The following is an 18,134-nucleotide window of genomic DNA, read 5'->3' as shown; positions in this document are numbered from 1 at the left end:
CGGGGTGTTCTTTTTTGGCCGTATCAATGGGGGCAACTTTTACTCTTTTGGCGTCCGGACAACGAGCACGTCACATTCCGCATGGCGGACGATGTTTTCTGAGACGCTGCCAATGAGCAGCCGTTCGACGGTGTTTAACCCGGTTGCCCCGCAAATGATCAAATCGGCTTTGTATTTCGGAGCCACCTCTTTCGCGATTTTCGCTTTCGGCGAGCCGAATTCGATGTCGGTCTCGACATCGTTGAGTCCGGCGGCGATGACCTCGTTTTTATACCGTTCGAGCAGCTCGTTCGCATATTGCTCCGACCGTTCGGCGAGGATGTAATCGTGCGCTTGAACGGTTGTGAACCCGCGCACATCGATGATGTGGGACAAAATGAGTTTCGCTCCGTTTCGTTTGGCGATTTGGATCGCTTTTTTCAACGCCCATTCCGCTTCTTTTGACCCATCGACGGCGACGACGATCGTTTGGTACGTCATGGTCATGCTCTCCCCTCCCTTTGGTGAAAAATGCTATCTCTATATATGGTATACCCATCGCCCTTTGACGAGAAACTAGGCCATATAATTGAGATTTTGTGAACAGGGGAGGAAGAGCAATGGAAAAGCGGTATAACGACTGGCAGTACGACGAGGAGGAAGTGCGGACGATCACCGAGCAAATTACTGAGTCGTATGAAAGCGGCATGGTTGACGATGATGAATCGCATTACGACCCGCGCCGCGAAGTCGGTGAATAGCCATAGCGCCTATGCGTTATGGTTATTTTTTTGTATTCGCCCCGGTTTGTAGTAAAGTAAAAATGAGACAGCAAATCGCGACGAGGAGGGAGAAGGGTGCGGCACGCCTTGATTACGGCCGGAGCGAAAGGATTGGGGAGAAAAGTGACCGAGCTGCTGCTTGATAAAGGCTACTCGGTGACGGTGAACTACCGGAGCGATGAACAGGCGGTGCGCTCGCTTGCCGAGAAGTACCGCGGCGCCGCTGACCGCCTCCAGTTTGTGCAAGGCGATGTGACGAACAAAGAGGATTTATCACGGATCGTGGACGCCGCCATGGAGCAGTTCGGCCGCATTGACTGTTTGATTAACAACGCGGGACCGTACATTTTCGAGCGGAAAAAGCTGGCCGATTATACGGAAGACGAATGGTATGAAATGATTGAAGGCAATTTGAGCTCGGTCTTCCATTTAGTGAGACGGACGATCCCGATTATGCGAAAACAGAGGTTTGGCCGCATCATTACGTACGGATTTCAAGGAGCGGCGGATGCCCCGGGCTGGGTGCACCGCTCGGCGTTCGGCGCGGCGAAAGTCGGGTTGGTGTCGTTGACGAAAACGATCGCCCTCGAAGAGGCGGAGTACGGCATCACCGCCAATATGGTGTGCCCGGGCAACATTGTCGGCGAGATGAAAGAGGCCGGGATCGCCGATGCCCGCAAAAAGCGCGACGACGAAACGCCCATTGGACGCCCGGGCACCGGCGAAGATATCGCCCGCGTCATCGCGTTCTTGTGCGACGACGATTCCGACTTCATCACCGGCGCCGTCATTGACGTCACCGGTGGAGCGAACGTCATTTACCGCCACTTTTTCCGTTGAGAACAGCGCCTCCTTTTTCGTTTGCTTTCGCGCGAAACGGGGCACAATAAAAGGAGAAGCGGGAAGGAAAAAGGAGGAAAAAGCGATGAAGATCGGCATTCCAAAAGAAATCAAAAACAATGAAAACCGCGTCGCCATCACCCCGGCTGGCGTGATGACGCTCGTCAAAGCCGGGCATGACGTGTATGTGGAGACAGAAGCCGGCGCTGGGTCGGGGTTTTCCGATTCCGAGTATGAAAAAGCCGGAGCGGTGATCGTGTCGAACGCGGAAGATGCCTGGGCGGCGGAGATGGTGTTGAAAGTGAAGGAGCCTCTCCCGGAAGAGTTCCGCTATTTCCGTCCTGGGCTCATTTTGTTTACGTATTTGCACTTGGCCGCGGCCGAAGCGCTCACGAAAGCGCTCGTCGAGCAAAAGGTGGTCGGCATCGCTTACGAGACGGTGCAGCTTGAGAACGGATCGCTGCCGCTGTTGACGCCGATGAGCGAAGTCGCCGGCCGCATGTCGGTGCAAGTCGGCGCCCAGTTTCTCGAGAAGCCGCACGGCGGGAAAGGTGTTTTGCTTGGCGGCGTCCCCGGGGTGCGGCGCGGCAAAGTGACGATCATCGGCGGCGGAACGGCGGGAACGAACGCGGCGAAAATCGCAGTCGGCCTTGGGGCGGATGTGACCATTTTGGACATTAACGCTGAGCGGCTGCGCGAGCTCGATGATTTGTTCGGCGATCAGGTAACGACATTGATGTCCAACTCGTACCATATCGCTGAATGCGTGCGCGAATCGGATTTGGTCGTCGGTGCTGTTCTCATCCCAGGGGCGAAAGCGCCGAAGCTGGTGACGGAAGAAATGGTGCGCTCGATGATGCCAGGCTCGGTGTTGGTCGACGTCGCCATTGACCAAGGCGGCATTTTTGAAACAACCGACCGCGTCACGACGCACGACGATCCAACATATGTCAAGCACGGCGTCGTCCATTACGCGGTTGCCAACATGCCGGGCGCTGTCCCGCGCACGTCGACATTCGCGCTGACGAACGTCACGATCCCCTATGCTTTGCAAATCGCCAACAAAGGCTACCGCGCCGCTTGCCTTGACAATCCGGCGCTGTTGAAAGGGATCAACACGCTTGACGGGCACATCGTGTATGAAGCAGTGGCGGCGGCGCACAACATGCCGTATACGGATGTTCATTCGTTGCTGCGAGGATGAACCGGGTTCGACAGCGGCTAGGCCAGGCCTCTCGCCCTTGATTCAAAAAAGGGGAGAGGCCTTTTTGCGCTTGTCTATTGACGGTCGAGATCGGACAGAGCCGGCGGACAGCTTTTTTGATGCGCTCATTCGCGGCCGCCTTTGCCAGTGCCCCCTCTTGTTAGACAATGAGCAATTCCTTCGAAAACGACGTCAACACCTCAACTCCGTGATCCGTAACCGCGACGTCGTCCTCAATGCGCACGCCGCCGATGGACGGAATGTAAATGCCCGGTTCGATCGTAAACACCATGCCGGGGGCAAGCGGTTCGGTGTTGGCGCCATGAAGTGACGGGTATTCGTGGATTTCGATCCCTAAGCCGTGGCCGACGCGGTGGGTGAAATACGGGCCGTAGCCGGCTTGTTCGATGATGTTGCGGGCGGCGCGGTCGATCTCCTTCATCGCGGTTTGCGGGCAGCAGGCGTCGATCGCTGCCTGCTGGGCGCGCCGGACGGTGTCGTAAATGAGCCGCTGTTCGTCGCTCGCCGTCTGGCAGACGACGGTGCGGGTAATGTCGGAGCAATACCCGTCCACGATGACGCCTAAATCGAACAAGACGAAATCACCCGGTGCGATCGCCGTCGTTCCCGGTACGCCGTGCGGGTCGGCCGTTTTCGCGCCCGTGAGCACAGTCGTGGGGAACGACATCCCTTCGACGCCGAGTTTTTTCAGCTCATATTCAATGACGGCGACAAGTTCGAGCTCCGTCACGCCGGGGCGGATGGCCGATACGCCGATTTCGACCGCCTTGTCGGCCAACTTCGCCGCCTGGCGCAAAAGCGCCATTTCCTGTTCGTCTTTTAAGAGGCGAAGCTGGCGCAGTTTTTCTTCGGCGTCGTGCCATTTGGCGTTTGGAAACAACGCCGAGAGCCGCTCGAAGCGGGCGAACGACAAATCGTTTTTTTCGACGGCAATCGAGACAGCCTTGATGCCGCGCGCTTCGAGATGGCGGCGGATCTCGTCCCACGGGTCGGCGCTGTCGTCATAGCCGATCACCGTACACCCAAAGCCGCTCCGGCGGGCGCGCGTGACCTCCATTTGCGGGCAAACGAGCGCCGGTTCGCCGTCAGGGAAAACCAAAAGCGCCAACAGCCGTTCGTGCGGGTCGCACCAAAATCCGCTCAAATAAAACACGTTCGCGCTTGACGTGATGAAGGCGAATGAACTATGTTGATGTTGAAGCCAAGAGGAAAATGCTTGCAGCCGTTTGTTCATCGTTCCCTTCCTTCCTTATTTTTGCTGTTGTCCATTTTGAGCGTACCAAGAAACAGGCCGCTTGTAAATGGGCAGGCGGGAAAAGAAGGAAATGGATGGGCGGCGGCGAAACATGTGTAGTGGAAAGGAGAGATGTGGCGATGAAAATCAGCTACCACGGCCATTCGGTTGTCCGCATTGAGACGAACGGAAAAACGATTTTGATCGACCCGTTCATCACCGGCAATACGACGACCGATTTAAACGCAGCGGATGTGAAAGCGGATGTCATTTTGTTGACTCATGGGCACGGGGATCATGTCGGCGATACGGTGGAGATCGCAAAGCGGAACAACGCCCTTGTCGTGGCGACGTTTGAGTTGGCGACGTATTTAAGCTGGCAAGGCGTCGAGACGTTTGGCATGAACATCGGCGGGGCGCGCGAATTTGACTTTGGCACGGTCAAGTTTACGCAGGCGTTCCACAGCTCCGGGTTTGTGACGAATGACAAGCAAATCATTTATTTAGGCATGCCGACCGGCATTTTGTTCACTGCCGAAGGCAAAACGATTTACCATGCCGGCGACACCGGACTGTTTTCCGACATGAAACTGATCGGCGAGCGCCATCACATCGATGTCGCTTTCCTGCCGATTGGGGACAGCTTCACGATGGGGCCGGAAGATGCGGCTGTTGCCGCCGAGTGGCTCGGAGCCAAACTGGTCGTGCCGATCCATTACAACACGTTCCCGCCGATTGCCCAAGATCCCGAGCGGTTCATCTCGCTCCTTCCGCCGGGCGTTGGCCGCGCGTTGAAACCAGGAGAAAGCATCGAGCTGTAACAGAGGCGCTCTTCCCGCTTTGGGAAGGGCGCTTTCTAATGGTCGGCGCGACCGTTGAATCCCCGCCGCTTGGCCCGGTATAATGAAAGTAACAACGCGTAAAGGGTGAAGAACCGTTGGCGACAAAACACGAGCAAATTTTGGAATATATCCACCGGCTGCCGATTGGTGAAAAAATTTCTGTCCGGCAAATTGCCAAGGAAATGGGCGTGAGCGAAGGAACGGCGTACCGGGCGATCAAGGATGCCGAGAACAAAGGGTATGTGAGCACGATTGAACGCGTCGGCACGATCCGGATTGAGAAGAAGCGGAAGGAAAACATTGAGAAGCTCACGTATGCCGAGGTCGTCAACATTGTGGACGGGCAGGTGCTTGGCGGACGTGAAGGGCTGCATAAGACGCTCAACCGCTTTGTCATCGGCGCCATGCAGCTTGAGGCGATGATGCGCTATACCGGTGCAGGGGATCTGTTGATCGTCGGCAACCGGACGAAGGCGCACGAGCTGGCGCTTCAAGCCGGGGCGGCGGTGCTCATCACGGGCGGGTTTGACACGGCCGACCACGTCAAAAAGCTCGCCGATGAGCGGCAGCTGCCGATCATTTCGACGAGCTATGACACGTTTACGGTCGCGACAATGATCAACCGGGCGATTTACGACCAGCTCATCAAAAAAGAAATTGTGTTGGTCGAGGATATTCTCATTCCGCTTGACAAGACAGCATACTTGCGCGTCAATGATCCGGTTGAGCGCTGGTACGCACTAAACAAGGAAACACGCCACAGCCGATTCCCGGTCGTCGATGATGAGTTGAAAGTGCAAGGGGTTGTGACGGCAAAAGACGTGCTGGATGTCGATCGGCAGCTGCCGATCGAAAAAGTGATGACGAAGCAGCCGATTACGGTGAACGGGAAAACATCCGTTGCGTTCGCTTCTCATATCATGGTATGGGAAGGAATTGAGCTTCTCCCGGTGGTGGATGACTATAACCGGCTGCAAGGAATCATCAGCCGCCAAGACGTGTTAAAAGCGCTGCAAATGGCGCAGCGCCAGCCGCAAGTCGGGGAGACGATCGATGATCTCATCACTGCTCAGTTTCGTGAGTCAGGCGACAAAGAAACGCTGTTCCGCTGCACGATCACGCCGCAGATGACGAACTATTTAGGGACGCTCTCGTACGGCGTGTTTACGACGATCGTCACCGAAGCGGCGGCGCGCATGCTTCGGGCGTACAAACGCGGCGATTTGGTGATGGAAAACATCACTGTCTACTTCATCAAACCGGTGCAAATCGACAGCACGGTCGACGTGCGGGCAAAGCTTTTAGAGCTCGGGCGCAAGTTCGGGAAAGTGGATGTCGAAGTGTATAACGAAGGCGATCTTGTCGGCAAAGCGATGATGATGTGCCAGCTGATCGACCGGTAAACGGGAAGGCAAACGAAAAGGATGCCCACTTTCTTATGGGGACATCCTTTTCCTTGTACCGTTGGCCGGTGTATACGCCAAACGACATTACCTTTGTTTGGCCGCCTCCTCCGCCTCTTCGACCGCCTGCGGCAAGTAGTAGCGGTAGGCGCGGTAGCCGGCCCAGACGCTGCCGAAGCCTAAGATGATAAAAATGGCGGAGATGATATACGTCACCATTGTCTGATACAAAAACAATTGGTTGATCCCGAACAAGGCGACGAACAGTCCGAGCGCCATGCTCGATTTCGCCGAGAGAAAGCGGCGCTCGATCGGACGTTCGGAACGGACGTAGCGGATTTTATAATAGACGTAAAACGAAAAGGAAAATATAATGAAAATAACCAGGGCTGGCATGGTTGATCCCTCCGTTGTCCATTTCTTTTTCCATTGTACATAGAAGCAGGGAAAAAGGCCAGCGGTTGACTATGACAGGTGACTAAAGGGGAAAAACAAATGAAACCGGTTCATCAACAAATTCTTGATGCGATTCGTGAATTTGACACGATCATCATCCACCGCCACGTGCGTCCGGATCCGGACGCGTACGGGTCGCAAGGCGGGTTGGCGGCGCTGTTGCGGGCGTCGTTTCCAAAAAAGCGGGTGTATGCGGTGGGGACGGACGACCCGTCGTTGTCATTTTTACGCCAAATGGATGTCATTGACGATGTGGTCTATGAGCAGGCGCTCGTCATCGTCTGCGACACGGCGAATGAAGAACGGATTTGCGACAGCCGCTATCGGCTCGGGCGAAAGCTCATTAAAATCGATCATCATCCGAACGACACGCCGTATGGCGACATCATGTGGGTCGACACCGACGCCAGTTCGACCAGCGAGATGATTTATGAGTTGTATTTGGCGGGGAAAGATGAAGGGCTGACGATGACCGCTGAGGCGGCGCGCCTCATTTACGCCGGCATTGTCGGCGATACGGGCCGCTTTTTATTTCCGCGCACGAGCGAAAAAACGTTCCGCTACGCTGGGGAGCTCATTTCGTACGGCTTTTCGCTGACGGAATTGTACGACGGATTGTATCGAACGAGCTTGCCGCTTGCCCGCTTAAGCGGCTATGTGCTGTCGAACTTTACGATCGAGGAAGGAGTGGCGGCCGTCAAAATGCCGCGGGCGCTGCTTGAGGAATATGGAGTCACCCCGCTTGAGGCGTCGCAGCTCGTCAGTTTGCTCGGCAATATTGACGGCATCGTCGCTTGGGTGTTTTTTGTAGAGGAAGAACGGGAAATCCGCGTCCGCTTCCGTTCCAAAGGCCCCATCATCAATGTCGTTGCCAAACGCTACGGCGGCGGCGGCCATCCGCTCGCAGCCGGCGCGTCCATTGCTTCTTGGGAGGAAGCGGATCGCGTGATGGAAGATGTAAAAGAAGTCTGCCGGGCTGAGCGGTGACGAACCCGGATGGTTTTAGAAAATGTTGTTTCGGCGAAGCGTCATGTTGATAAGAGAAGGTGTCCTGAAGGCTTTCAGGACACCCTCTTTTCCCTCAAGACGCGCTTGTTTGGCATCGCCGCGGCGGCAAGGAGCGCTCTATGGAAGCGGCGTCAGCTTGACTTCGACGGCCAGCAAGGTAAAGATCGTGAGTGTGTGGAGTTCAAGCCGGTATCGCTTCTCGTGGATCGTATACGTTTTGTTTTCAATCGCCCGCTCAATCAGTTCGCGGCTGTTGTACACCGTTTCGATATCTTTCGTAATCAAATGGGACAAATCTTCTTTGACGCTGTCTTCAATGCGAAACGTCGTGTATGAATCAAGTTTATATTGCTCGGCGTTGGCGAGATGGACGGAAACGTCCTGCACGGTCAGCTTTTTTTTCATTTCCTTGTTGTAATGAATATAGTCTTCCTGCCAAATGCGAATTTCGTTTTGCAAATCGGCGATCTGTTCGTTGAGCTCATTGACGTGCCGCACTTGTTTTTCCTGCAAGACGCCGAAAACATACAAAAAGACAAACCAGCTGATGAGCGCTCCGATCGCCGCGCCGGCGAAAAAGCGTTGCCATGACGGGGATTGGTAGTACGGAGGAATTCTCATGGCGAAATGTGCTCCTGTGTCAGCCACGTAATGATGGCCACTCCCGTCTGTGCTCCGCCCATAGCGGACAAAATGAGCAAAAATTGCCGCACGATGTCTTTCGTTTCCCCTAAAAACAGCCCTCGCTCAACGACGTAAAACGTGTCAAACGTCCCGCCGATGGCGGCGACGACCGCCCAAATGCGCAAATCGCCGGCAAATCGGTACATGGCCGTCAACGGCTGGCCGCCGCTCAAAAACGCGCCGAGCGCGCCGATGATGGCGCCGCCAAGCAGCACGCCGACGGCGATAAAATAGCTTTGAATAAACGCCGGCAAAAAGGCCGCTTTTTCGTTCATGCGTTTTCCCGTCCTTTCTTTCTCTCTTATCTATGTATATCGATAGGGTGGACGGAGTATGTAGCCGAAAGAGAAGTTTTCGCCCGTCAAGCGCACGGATGAGGGAGGGATGGTCACTATGTTCGTCCACTTGCATGTGTTGAGCGGATACAGTTTGTTTCAAAGTGCGGCGACGGTGGAGGGGCTTGTAGCGAGGGCGAAGCAACTTGGCTATCAAGCGCTTGCGCTCACTGACCGGAATGTGCTGTATGGCGCCGTTTCCTTTTACCGGGAATGCCAGCGCCACGGCATCCGCCCGATCATCGGCATGACGGCTGATGTCGCTCTTTTTGGGGACGAGGCGTTTCCGCTCGTGCTGTTGGCCGCCAATGAAGAGGGATACCGGCATTTGCTTGAAATCAGCACCATGATGCAAATGGGGGAAACAAAGTATGTTGAGGAAGCTGCTCTTGTACGTTTAAGCGGTGGAATCATCGCCATCACTCCCGGAAGCGAGGGACGCGTCGAGTCGCTTATGGCCGCTGGGGAATGGGAGCGGGCGAAAGAGGCGCTTGTTCGCTACCAGCGGTTGTTTCCTGGACGGCTGTATGTCGCCGTTCAGCGCGGCGAGCAAACGCGCGCCCTGTATGAAGCAGGGTTGTTGCAACTGGCGGAGGAAACTGGCGTGCCGATCGTGGCAACGAACGACGTCCGTTATGTGGAGCGCAGTGATGCCGTGGCGTGGCGCTGTTTGCAGGCCATCGACCGCGGCGCGCTGCTCGCTGACATTGAGGACGATGACAGCCGCTATTTGGCGGGGCGAGAGGAGATGGCGCGGCGGTTTGCCGACTTGCCCGAGGCGCTGAAGAACAGCTTGGCGATCGCTGATCAATGCGAGCTGCAGATCGAGTTTGGCGGCTGGCGGCTGCCGGCGTACCCCGTTCCGGACGGAGAAACGGCCGACCGTTATTTGCGCAGCCTGTGCGAACAAGGGCTCGCCCGCCGTGTGCCGTCGGCCGATGAGCGCTATCGGCGGCGCCTCGCGCATGAGCTTGACATCATTCAGTCGCTTCATTTCAGCGACTATTTTTTGATCGTCGCCGATGTGGTCGACTACGCCCGCCGGCGCGGCATCTTAACCGGCCCGGGCCGAGGTTCGGCGGCCGGGTCTCTCGTCGCCTATGCTCTGTCAATCACCGACGTTGACCCGATCAAGTACGGACTTTTGTTTGAACGGTTTTTAAACCCGGAGCGGGTGTCGGTGCCTGATATTGACCTCGATTTTCCCGATGACCGGCGCGAGGAAGTGATTCGCTATGTGGCGGATAAATACGGGCGCGATCGCGTCGCGCAAATCATTACGTTCGGCACGTTCGGCGCCAAGGCGGCGCTGCGCGAGACGGCCAAAGCGCTTGGCATCCCTGTGGGGGAGGTGGAACAGATCGCTTCACTGCTGCCGAACAAACCAAGTGTGACGCTCCGCCAATGGCATGCCGAGTCCGCCGCGTTTCGCCGCGCGATGGCTGCCGTTCCTCAAGGGGAAGAATGGTTCGCTGTCGCGCAAAAACTGGAAGGGCTGCCGCGCCATACGTCGATTCACGCCGCCGGCGTCATCATCAGCCCGGAGCCGCTTGTGCGCCTTGTGCCGTTGCAGCCAAGCCATGGCGAATGGCCGTTGACGCAATACGCCATGGGGGCGCTTGAAGCGCTCGGATTGTTGAAAATTGACTTTCTCGGTTTGCGCACGCTCACGTTGATCGGGCAGATCGCGCGCTTGATCGAGCGGCAGACGGGAAAGCCGTTTGACATCCGCACGCTGCCGCTCGATGATAAAAAAACGTACGCACTGCTTGGCGCTGGGGATACAAACGGCGTTTTCCAGCTCGAATCAAGCGGGATGAAACGCATTCTCGCCGAGCTGCAGCCGTCCGAGTTTGAAGATGTCGTCGCCGTCAATGCTTTGTATCGACCGGGGCCGATGCAAATGATCCCCGTTTACATCCGGCGCAAGCGCGGCGAGGAGCCGGTCGAGTACATCCATCCCGACCTTGCGCCGATTTTGGCGCCGACATACGGGGTATTGATCTATCAGGAGCAAATTATGCAAATCGCCGCCCGGCTTGCCGGCTTTTCGCTCGGACAAGCGGACGTGCTGCGCCGGGCGGTGGCGAAAAAAGAAAAAGCGCTGCTTGATGAGCGGCGCCAGGCGTTTATCGCCGGTTGCGCGGCGAACGGCTATCCGCAAGAAATCGCTGAAGAATTGTATCAGCACATCGCCCGTTTCGCCGATTACGGCTTCAACCGAAGCCACGCGGTCAGCTATGCGCGGTTGTCCTATGCCATGGCTTATATGAAAGCCCATCACCCGCTCTGTTTTTATGCGGTCATGCTTGATGGCGCTTCCGGAGACCGGGAAAAAGCCGCGTTGTACTATCGGGAGGCGGCGCATAAAGGCATCCGCGTTCTCTCGCCATCGGTCAATGAAAGCGGGGTTCATGCTTCGATCGAAGGGGGCGCCATTCGCCTGGGGCTCGCGATGGTCAAGCAAGTCGGCCAAGCGGCGAAGGTGATTGTCCGAGAGCGGAACGCGAACGGGCCGTTTGCTGATTTCTTCGATTTCGCCGTCCGCCTGCTGCCAAAAGGCCTCGGGCGCCCGGCGCTCGAGGCGCTGATTTCCGTTGGGGCGTTTGACGAGTTCGGCACAGATCGGGCTTCGCTTCTTGCCAGCATTGACGTTGCGATCGAACATGCGCAATGGGTTCAGGCGCTGCAAGCCGGAGGGCTGTCGTTAAAGCCGAAATGCGCTGATGCGCCTCCCCTATCGCCGGCTGAGCGGCGTCGGCGGGAAGCGGAGTTTCTTGGCTTCGCTGTCACCCCGCACCCGGCGGTGGTGCTTCGCCCGTTGCTGCAAGCGGCTGGAGCGGCGCCTGTTGCTGAGGTGCAACGGTCGTCGGCGTTTGTCGGCGGATCAATCGTCCGTCTGCGGAAAACGAGAACGAAATTTGGTGAAGAGATGGCGTTTCTGACGGTGAGCGATGAAAGTGGGGAATTGGAGGCGGTGGCGTTTCCGGCCGTTTATCGCCGGGCGTCCGATGAACTCAAGGAAGGAAATTTCGTGTTGCTTGCTGGAACGGTCGACGCGCGTGGCGGACGGCCCCAGCTCACCATCCGCCGAGCCGAACGCTTGACGGCGTCGGCGCTGTATATCGACGTCAGCCGCCAAGACAAAGAGCGTCTTGCCGCGCTGAAGCCGCTGTTGGAACGACACCGAGGCCGCACCCCGGTGTATTTGTACGACGAAGCAAAGCGGAAGCTTCTCCGTCTTCCCGAACGGTACGCGGCCGATCTCACCGCGCTGCTTGTCGATGAACTGCTTTCCTTGTTCGGCTTCGGACGCGTGGCCGTCAAGTAAATCGCTCTTTACTATTTCATTATTTTGTTATATCGTATAACCATTAGGTGGTCAGACCAGTGGATAAAGCGAAGGAAGAGGGATCATGGTATCAAAGACGAGAACGTATATGCGGAGACGTTGAAACATATCCGCCGCATGATGATAGAAGACAACCTAGCCCCTGGCGACAAGCTGCCGTCGGAGCGAGAGCTGGCCGAACGGCTCGGCGTCGGGCGTTCATCAGTGCGCGAGGCGTTGCGGGCGCTTGAATTTCTCGGCTTGATTGAAACGCGGCGTGGCGAGGGAAGGTATATGCGTGAGGTCGGCAGCCGCCAGCCGATCGACCTGTTGGCGATGTTTTTGTTGGAAAACGAACGGGCGAAGGACGATTGGGCGGAAACAAAATGGCTCATTGAGCGCCTGTTGCTTGTGCTTGCATGCCGACGCCGGAGCGCAGTGGACGTAAACGAGTTAAAAAAAATCGTTCGTCAAAAACCGATTGATTTCGCGCGATTTTTCGAGACGGTGGCCGAAGCGGCTGGCAATGTTTTGCTCGCCCGCATTTGGTGGGTGCTGTCGGGGTTTGCTGCTTCGTTTGCGTCCGAGCCGCCCCTTGACGACGCCGGCTATGAACAGCTGCTCGCCGCGTTGGAAAGGCAAGATCCGGCGGAGATTGCCGCCGTCTGGGAGGCGCAGCGGCCTTCGCCGTTGTCGAAACAGGCCAGACATCGTTTGACAAACAATGATGTCCATTTTCGATAAAGTAGTAGAGAGGCGAAAACGCAAAGGAGGAGCTCCCTCGTGTGGAAAGACTTGTTTGGGAAAAAGAAAAAGTATGCACCGCTGCCTTCAGAACAAGTGAGGCATGAAGTGCCGGAGGGCGTGATGACGAAATGTCCGCAATGCAAGAAAATTATGTATACAAAAGAGTTGGTCAAAAACTTGCGCGTTTGCCTAAGCTGCGGCTACCATCACCCGATGCCGGCGCGTGAACGGATTGCAAGCCTTCTGGATGACGGCAGCTTCCGCGAGTATGACGCCGATATGATCTCGGTCAATCCGCTCGGCTTTCCGGGCTACATAGAAAAACTGGAAGAAGACCGGCGCAAGTCGGGACTGAACGAGGCGGTCGTCACCGGCGAAGGGACGCTTGACGGCCATCCGCTCGTCATTGCCGTCATGGATTCGTCGTTCCGCATGGGCAGCATGGGATCGGTTGTCGGCGAAAAAATCACCCGCGCCGTCGAGCAGGCGCGTGAACAGCAGATGCCGTTTCTCATTTTCACCGCTTCCGGCGGCGCCCGCATGCAAGAAGGGGTGTTAAGCCTCATGCAAATGGCGAAAACGAGCGCGGCGCTCAAACGGTTCAGCAACGACGGCGGCTTGTTCATCTCCGTCATGACCCATCCGACGACCGGCGGTGTATCGGCGAGCTTTGCCTCGCTTGGGGATTATAACTTTGCCGAACCGGGGGCGCTCATTGGTTTTGCCGGCCGCCGCGTCATCGAGCAGACGGTGCGCGAAGAGCTGCCGGAAGACTTCCAGACGGCGGAGTTTTTGCTGAAGCACGGGCAGTTGGATGCTGTCATTCACCGCCACGAGCTGAAAGAAACGCTTGCGGTCGTTTTGGATCTTCATCAAAAAGGAGGGGAAGAGGGATGGTGGCGGAATTAGAATTCGAAAAACCGCTTGTCGAGCTGCGCCGCAAAATTCAAGAGTTGAAAGAGTTCATGAAAACGGCAGACGTTGACTTATCGGCGGAAATCGAAAAGCTTGAGGCGCGCCTCGCCAAGCTGGAAAACGAGATTTATGCGAATTTGACGCCATGGGATCGCGTGCAAATCGCCCGCCATCCGCAGCGGCCGACGACGCTCGATTACATCGAGCGGCTGTTTACGAACTTTCTTGAGTGCCACGGCGACCGCTGCTTTGGCGATGACGAAGCGATCGTCGGCGGCATCGCCAAATACGATGGACTCCCCGTGACGGTCATCGGCCACCAGCGCGGCAAAGATACGAAAGAAAATTTGCGCCGCAACTTTGGCATGCCGCATCCGGAAGGATACCGGAAGGCGCTGCGGCTCATGAAACAGGCGGAAAAGTTTTCTCGGCCGATCATCTGCTTTATCGACACGAAAGGCGCCTATCCGGGGAAAGCGGCGGAAGAGCGCGGGCAAAGCGAGGCGATCGCCCGCAACTTGTTTGAAATGGCGGGGCTCACCGTGCCGGTTGTCTGCATCGTCATCGGAGAGGGCGGAAGCGGCGGGGCGCTGGCGCTTGGCGTCGGCAACCATATTCATATGCTGGAAAACTCCACGTACTCGGTCATCTCGCCGGAAGGGGCGGCGGCGATTTTGTGGAAAGACGCCTCATTGGCGCAGCGGGCGGCGGAAACGATGAAAATCACCGCCCATGACTTAAAAGCGCTTGGCGTCATTGATGAAATCATCCCAGAAGTGAAAGGCGGCGCTCACCGCGACGCTGACGAGCAGGCAAAGGAAATTGACCGCGTGCTGCGTCGTTCGCTCAAGCAGCTGTTGGCGCTTGACGGCGAAGAGCTCGTCCGGCAGCGCTACGAAAAATTTAAACAAATGGGCCAAGTGTCGTTTTTGCCGGAAACGATTCGGGCAAGATAGGGAAAAAGCTGTCTCCATCTGCGGGGCAGCTTTTCTCATCAGCGAGGTTTTGTCCCAGTGGGATGGCGTGATCGACAAGCAGGCCGCTTGTTTTCCAACCTCTCTTCCGCCCGCACTGGTGGAAAGAACAAGAGGACCAACCGGAGAAAACTGCGTTTGTAAGCCGTTTCAGCGATAGCTTCTATATTGTGTTCCGCAGTTGTTCATGGTACATTAGGAATGTTCAAGAAGACGTATGAGGTCGGACGTGTGCAATTCGATGCAAATGAGGTGGAAACGATGAAACGGATTGGTGTGTTGACAAGCGGCGGCGACTCGCCGGGCATGAATGCGGCCATTCGCGCTGTCGTCCGCAAAGCGATTTATCATGGGGTGGAGGTGTACGGAATCTACCACGGGTATGCCGGGTTGATTGCCGGTAATATCAAAAAGTTGGAAGTCGGGGATGTCGGGGACATCATCCATCGCGGCGGCACCATCCTTTACACCGCCCGTTGCCCGGAGTTTAAGACGGAAGAAGGACAGAAAAAAGGGATCGAACAGCTGAAAAAGCACGGCATTGAAGGGCTGGTCGTCATCGGCGGCGACGGGTCGTATCAAGGGGCGAAAAAATTGACGGAGCACGGCTTCCCGTGCGTCGGCGTGCCCGGGACGATCGACAACGACATTCCGGGCACCGATTTTACGATCGGCTTTGACACAGCGCTCAATACGGTCATCGATGCCATTGACAAAATCCGCGACACGGCGACATCGCATGAACGGACGTACGTCGTCGAAGTGATGGGCCGCCATGCCGGCGATATCGCGTTATGGTCGGGGCTTGCCGGCGGGGCGGAGACGATTTTGATTCCGGAAGCGGACTACGACATGGACGACATCATCGCTCGCCTGAAGCGCGGTCATGAACGCGGCAAAAAACACAGCATCATCATCGTCGCCGAAGGAGTCGGCAGCGGCGTTGACTTCGGTCGGCAAATTCAAGAAGCGACCGGCTTTGAGACGCGTGTGACGGTGCTTGGCCATGTGCAGCGCGGCGGATCGCCGACGGCGTTTGACCGCGTGTTAGCGAGCCGCCTCGGCGCCCGTGCGGTCGAGCTTTTGCTTGAAGGCAAAGGCGGCCGTTGCGTTGGCATCCAAAACAACCAAATCGTTGACCATGACATTGCCGAGGCGTTAGCGAAAACACATACCGTCGATCAACGCATGTATGCCTTATCGAAAGAGCTGTCGATTTAATTCCCGATGGGAAAGGAAGAAGAAGTGATGAAGCGGAAAACGAAAATCGTCTGTACGATCGGGCCGGCAAGCGAGAGCGTAGACAAGCTCGTGCAATTGATCGAAGCGGGGATGAACGTGGCGCGCCTCAACTTTTCGCATGGCGATCACGAGGAACACGGGCGGCGCATCGCCAACATTCGCGAGGCGGCGCGGCGAACGGGCCAAACGGTTGCCATTTTGCTCGATACGAAAGGACCGGAAATCCGCACGCACAATATGGAGAACGGCGCCATCGAACTGAAGGAGGGGGCCAAGCTCATCATTTCGGTGAGCGAAGTGCTTGGCACGCCGGAAAAAATCTCGGTCACCTATCCGGGGCTGATTGATGATGTGTCCGTTGGTTCGAAAATTTTGCTCGACGATGGACTGATCGGCCTTGAAGTCAACGCGGTCGACAAGCAAGCTGGGGAAATTGTCACGACCGTGCTCAACAGCGGCGTGCTCAAAAACAAAAAAGGAGTCAATGTTCCGGGCGTGCGTGTCAATTTGCCGGGCATCACCGAGAAAGATCGAGCGGATATTTTGTTTGGCATCCGCCAAGGCATCGACTTCATCGCTGCCTCGTTTGTGCGTCGGGCGTCTGATGTGCTCGAAATCCGTGAGCTGCTCGAGGCCAATGACGCCCTGCACATCCAAATCATCGCGAAAATTGAAAATGAAGAAGGCGTCGCCAACATCGATGAAATTTTGGAAGCCGCCGACGGCCTCATGGTGGCGCGCGGTGACCTTGGCGTGGAGATTCCCGCTGAGGAAGTGCCGCTCATTCAAAAAATGCTTATTAAAAAGTGCAACATGCTTGGCAAGCCGGTCATCACGGCGACGCAAATGCTTGATTCGATGCAGCGAAATCCGCGGCCGACGCGGGCGGAGGCAAGCGATGTCGCCAACGCCATTTTTGACGGCACGGACGCCGTCATGCTTTCCGGGGAAACGGCAGCCGGCCAGTATCCGGTCGAAGCGGTAAAAACGATGCACCAAATTGCCCTCCGCACCGAGCAGGCGTTGGAGCATCGCGACATTTTGTCCCAGCGCACGAAAGAGAGCCGAACGACGATCACCGATGCCATCGGCCAATCGGTCGCTCACACGGCGCTCAATTTGGATGTGGCGGCCATCGTGACACCGACGGTGAGCGGGAAAACACCGCAGATGGTGGCGAAATACCGCCCGAAAGCACCGATCATCGCCGTGACATCGAACGAAGCAGTGTCGCGCCGCTTGGCGCTCATTTGGGGCGTGTATACGAAAGAAGCCCCGCATGTCAATACGACCGATGAAATGCTCGATGTGGCGGTCGACGCAGCGGTGCGCTCCGGCTTGGTCAAGCACGGCGACTTGGTCGTCATCACCGCCGGCGTGCCGGTCGGCGAAACAGGATCGACCAACTTAATGAAAGTGCACGTCATCAGCGACTTGCTTGCCAAAGGGCAAGGCATCGGCCGCAAGTCGGCGTTCGGCAAGGCGGTCGTTGCCAAAACGGCAGAAGAGGCATGCCGAAAAATGGTAGAAGGTGGCATTTTAGTCACCATCAGCACCGATGCTGATATGATGCCGGCGCTCGAAAAAGCGGCGGCGATCATCACCGAGGAAGGCGGATTGACGAGCCATGCGGCGGTCGTCGGCTTAAGCCTTGGCATTCCGGTCGTCGTCGGGGTGGAAAATGCCACCAACTTGTTTAAAGATGGGCAAGAGATCACGGTTGATGGCGGCTTTGGCGCCGTGTACCGCGGCCATGCAAGCGTGTTGTAACGGACGATGCAGCAAAAAAAGGGTGTCCCAAAAAGCAGCGGGACACCCTTTCGTATCGCCATATATATGCATTAAGCACTTTTAGTGAACTACCCGCCACCTACGCTTCACTTAGAGGTGGAGGCTTCAAGCGACTTGTGCGTGTTCGCCGAACGGTAAGCCACACACAAGAACCCTTTACGCTTTCCTTCGCTCCGAAGGCGTCCGTTCGAACAATAGATGACCACATCCGTCAGCGATCATCAACCGACATTCATCTCCCACCTACTCATTGGGCTTTGCCCTGCACATTCCTTGAGGTGGGAGACTTCTGTCGGAAATTACGTTAAACGATCGATATCCATTTAGGGAAAGCCGAGCTTTTGAG

General features: G+C 56.4%; 17 protein-coding genes. 12 read left to right on the top strand and 5 right to left on the bottom strand.

Annotated elements, in window-relative coordinates:
- Positions 1-39 precede the first annotated feature (39 nt).
- Positions 40-486 (bottom strand): universal stress protein, encoded by a 447-nt coding sequence (locus tag ETC05_RS05275; protein WP_031407681.1) that lies wholly within the window; start codon positions 484-486, stop codon positions 40-42.
- Between the two features lie 113 nt (positions 487-599).
- On the opposite strand from ETC05_RS05275, the gene ETC05_RS05270 reads away from it, so the two are divergent.
- From ETC05_RS05270 to ald, 3 genes are all read left to right on the top strand, one after another.
- A complete protein-coding gene (locus ETC05_RS05270; RefSeq protein ID WP_167332997.1) occupies positions 600-740 on the top strand; it encodes a hypothetical protein in 141 nt (46 codons plus the stop codon).
- Positions 741-836: 96 nt separating this feature from the next.
- Positions 837-1,601 carry an SDR family oxidoreductase gene (locus tag ETC05_RS05265; protein WP_031407683.1) on the top strand — a complete coding sequence of 255 codons (765 nt, stop codon included), beginning with the start codon at positions 837-839 and terminating at the stop codon, positions 1,599-1,601.
- A gap of 85 nt (positions 1,602-1,686) precedes the next feature.
- Entirely contained in the window at positions 1,687-2,805 is a 1,119-nt protein-coding gene (gene ald / locus ETC05_RS05260) for an alanine dehydrogenase (protein ID WP_031407685.1), read from the top strand.
- Positions 2,806-2,965: 160 nt separating this feature from the next.
- Here ald and ETC05_RS05255 read toward each other — a convergent pair whose 3' ends face one another.
- Positions 2,966-4,060 carry a M24 family metallopeptidase gene (locus ETC05_RS05255; RefSeq protein WP_031407687.1) on the bottom strand — a complete coding sequence of 365 codons (1,095 nt, stop codon included), beginning with the start codon at positions 4,058-4,060 and terminating at the stop codon, positions 2,966-2,968.
- A gap of 140 nt (positions 4,061-4,200) precedes the next feature.
- Between ETC05_RS05255 and ETC05_RS05250 the strand changes: the two genes are divergently transcribed.
- Both ETC05_RS05250 and ETC05_RS05245 read left to right on the top strand, forming a co-directional pair.
- Positions 4,201-4,881 (top strand): metal-dependent hydrolase, encoded by a 681-nt coding sequence (locus tag ETC05_RS05250; RefSeq protein ID WP_031407689.1) that lies wholly within the window; start codon positions 4,201-4,203, stop codon positions 4,879-4,881.
- A 116-nt stretch (positions 4,882-4,997) separates the two neighbouring features.
- Positions 4,998-6,305 carry a CBS domain-containing protein gene (locus tag ETC05_RS05245; RefSeq protein WP_031407691.1) on the top strand — a complete coding sequence of 436 codons (1,308 nt, stop codon included), beginning with the start codon at positions 4,998-5,000 and terminating at the stop codon, positions 6,303-6,305.
- Positions 6,306-6,392: 87 nt separating this feature from the next.
- On the opposite strand, the gene ETC05_RS05240 is transcribed toward ETC05_RS05245, so the two are convergent.
- Positions 6,393-6,701, bottom strand: coding sequence for a YtpI family protein (locus ETC05_RS05240; protein ID WP_031407693.1), 309 nt, complete (start codon positions 6,699-6,701; stop codon positions 6,393-6,395).
- Positions 6,702-6,800: 99 nt separating this feature from the next.
- On the opposite strand from ETC05_RS05240, the gene ETC05_RS05235 reads away from it, so the two are divergent.
- On the top strand, positions 6,801-7,748 hold the full coding sequence (locus ETC05_RS05235) for a DHH family phosphoesterase (protein WP_171660516.1): 948 nt from the start codon (positions 6,801-6,803) through the stop codon (positions 7,746-7,748).
- Positions 7,749-7,886: 138 nt separating this feature from the next.
- On the opposite strand, the gene ytrI is transcribed toward ETC05_RS05235, so the two are convergent.
- The gene (gene ytrI, locus ETC05_RS05230) at positions 7,887-8,390 is read right to left on the bottom strand and encodes a sporulation membrane protein YtrI (protein WP_171660515.1); all 504 of its coding nucleotides are present in this window, start codon (positions 8,388-8,390) and stop codon (positions 7,887-7,889) included.
- Positions 8,387-8,728, bottom strand: coding sequence for a sporulation membrane protein YtrH (gene ytrH, locus ETC05_RS05225; RefSeq protein ID WP_011232219.1), 342 nt, complete (start codon positions 8,726-8,728; stop codon positions 8,387-8,389). Before ytrH ends, ytrI begins: the two co-directional genes overlap by 4 nt.
- Before the next feature lie 118 nt (positions 8,729-8,846).
- Between ytrH and dnaE the strand changes: the two genes are divergently transcribed.
- The 6 genes from dnaE to pyk all read left to right on the top strand — a co-directional run bounded on the left by dnaE (position 8,847) and on the right by pyk (position 17,767).
- Positions 8,847-12,119 (top strand): DNA polymerase III subunit alpha, encoded by a 3,273-nt coding sequence (gene dnaE, locus ETC05_RS05220; RefSeq protein ID WP_171660514.1) that lies wholly within the window; start codon positions 8,847-8,849, stop codon positions 12,117-12,119.
- Positions 12,120-12,257: 138 nt separating this feature from the next.
- On the top strand, positions 12,258-12,863 hold the full coding sequence (locus ETC05_RS05215; RefSeq protein ID WP_253263954.1) for a FadR/GntR family transcriptional regulator: 606 nt from the start codon (positions 12,258-12,260) through the stop codon (positions 12,861-12,863).
- A 39-nt stretch (positions 12,864-12,902) separates the two neighbouring features.
- A complete protein-coding gene (accD, locus tag ETC05_RS05210) occupies positions 12,903-13,775 on the top strand; it encodes an acetyl-CoA carboxylase, carboxyltransferase subunit beta (protein ID WP_171660513.1) in 873 nt (290 codons plus the stop codon).
- On the top strand, positions 13,760-14,737 hold the full coding sequence (gene accA, locus ETC05_RS05205) for an acetyl-CoA carboxylase carboxyl transferase subunit alpha (RefSeq protein WP_031407706.1): 978 nt from the start codon (positions 13,760-13,762) through the stop codon (positions 14,735-14,737). The genes accD and accA overlap by 16 nt, the downstream gene beginning before the upstream one ends.
- Before the next feature lie 279 nt (positions 14,738-15,016).
- Positions 15,017-15,976, top strand: coding sequence for a 6-phosphofructokinase (gene pfkA / locus ETC05_RS05200; RefSeq protein ID WP_031407708.1), 960 nt, complete (start codon positions 15,017-15,019; stop codon positions 15,974-15,976).
- Between the two features lie 27 nt (positions 15,977-16,003).
- Positions 16,004-17,767: a pyruvate kinase gene (gene pyk / locus ETC05_RS05195; RefSeq protein ID WP_031407710.1), complete on the top strand. Its 1,764-nt coding sequence runs from the start codon at positions 16,004-16,006 to the stop codon at positions 17,765-17,767.
- Positions 17,768-18,134 lie beyond the last annotated feature (367 nt).

The sequence above is a fragment of the Geobacillus sp. BMUD genome, assembly GCF_013096845.1.
GTDB lineage: Bacteria > Bacillota > Bacilli > Bacillales > Anoxybacillaceae > Geobacillus > Geobacillus vulcani.
This window is presented reverse-complemented; position numbering and strand designations above follow the sequence as displayed.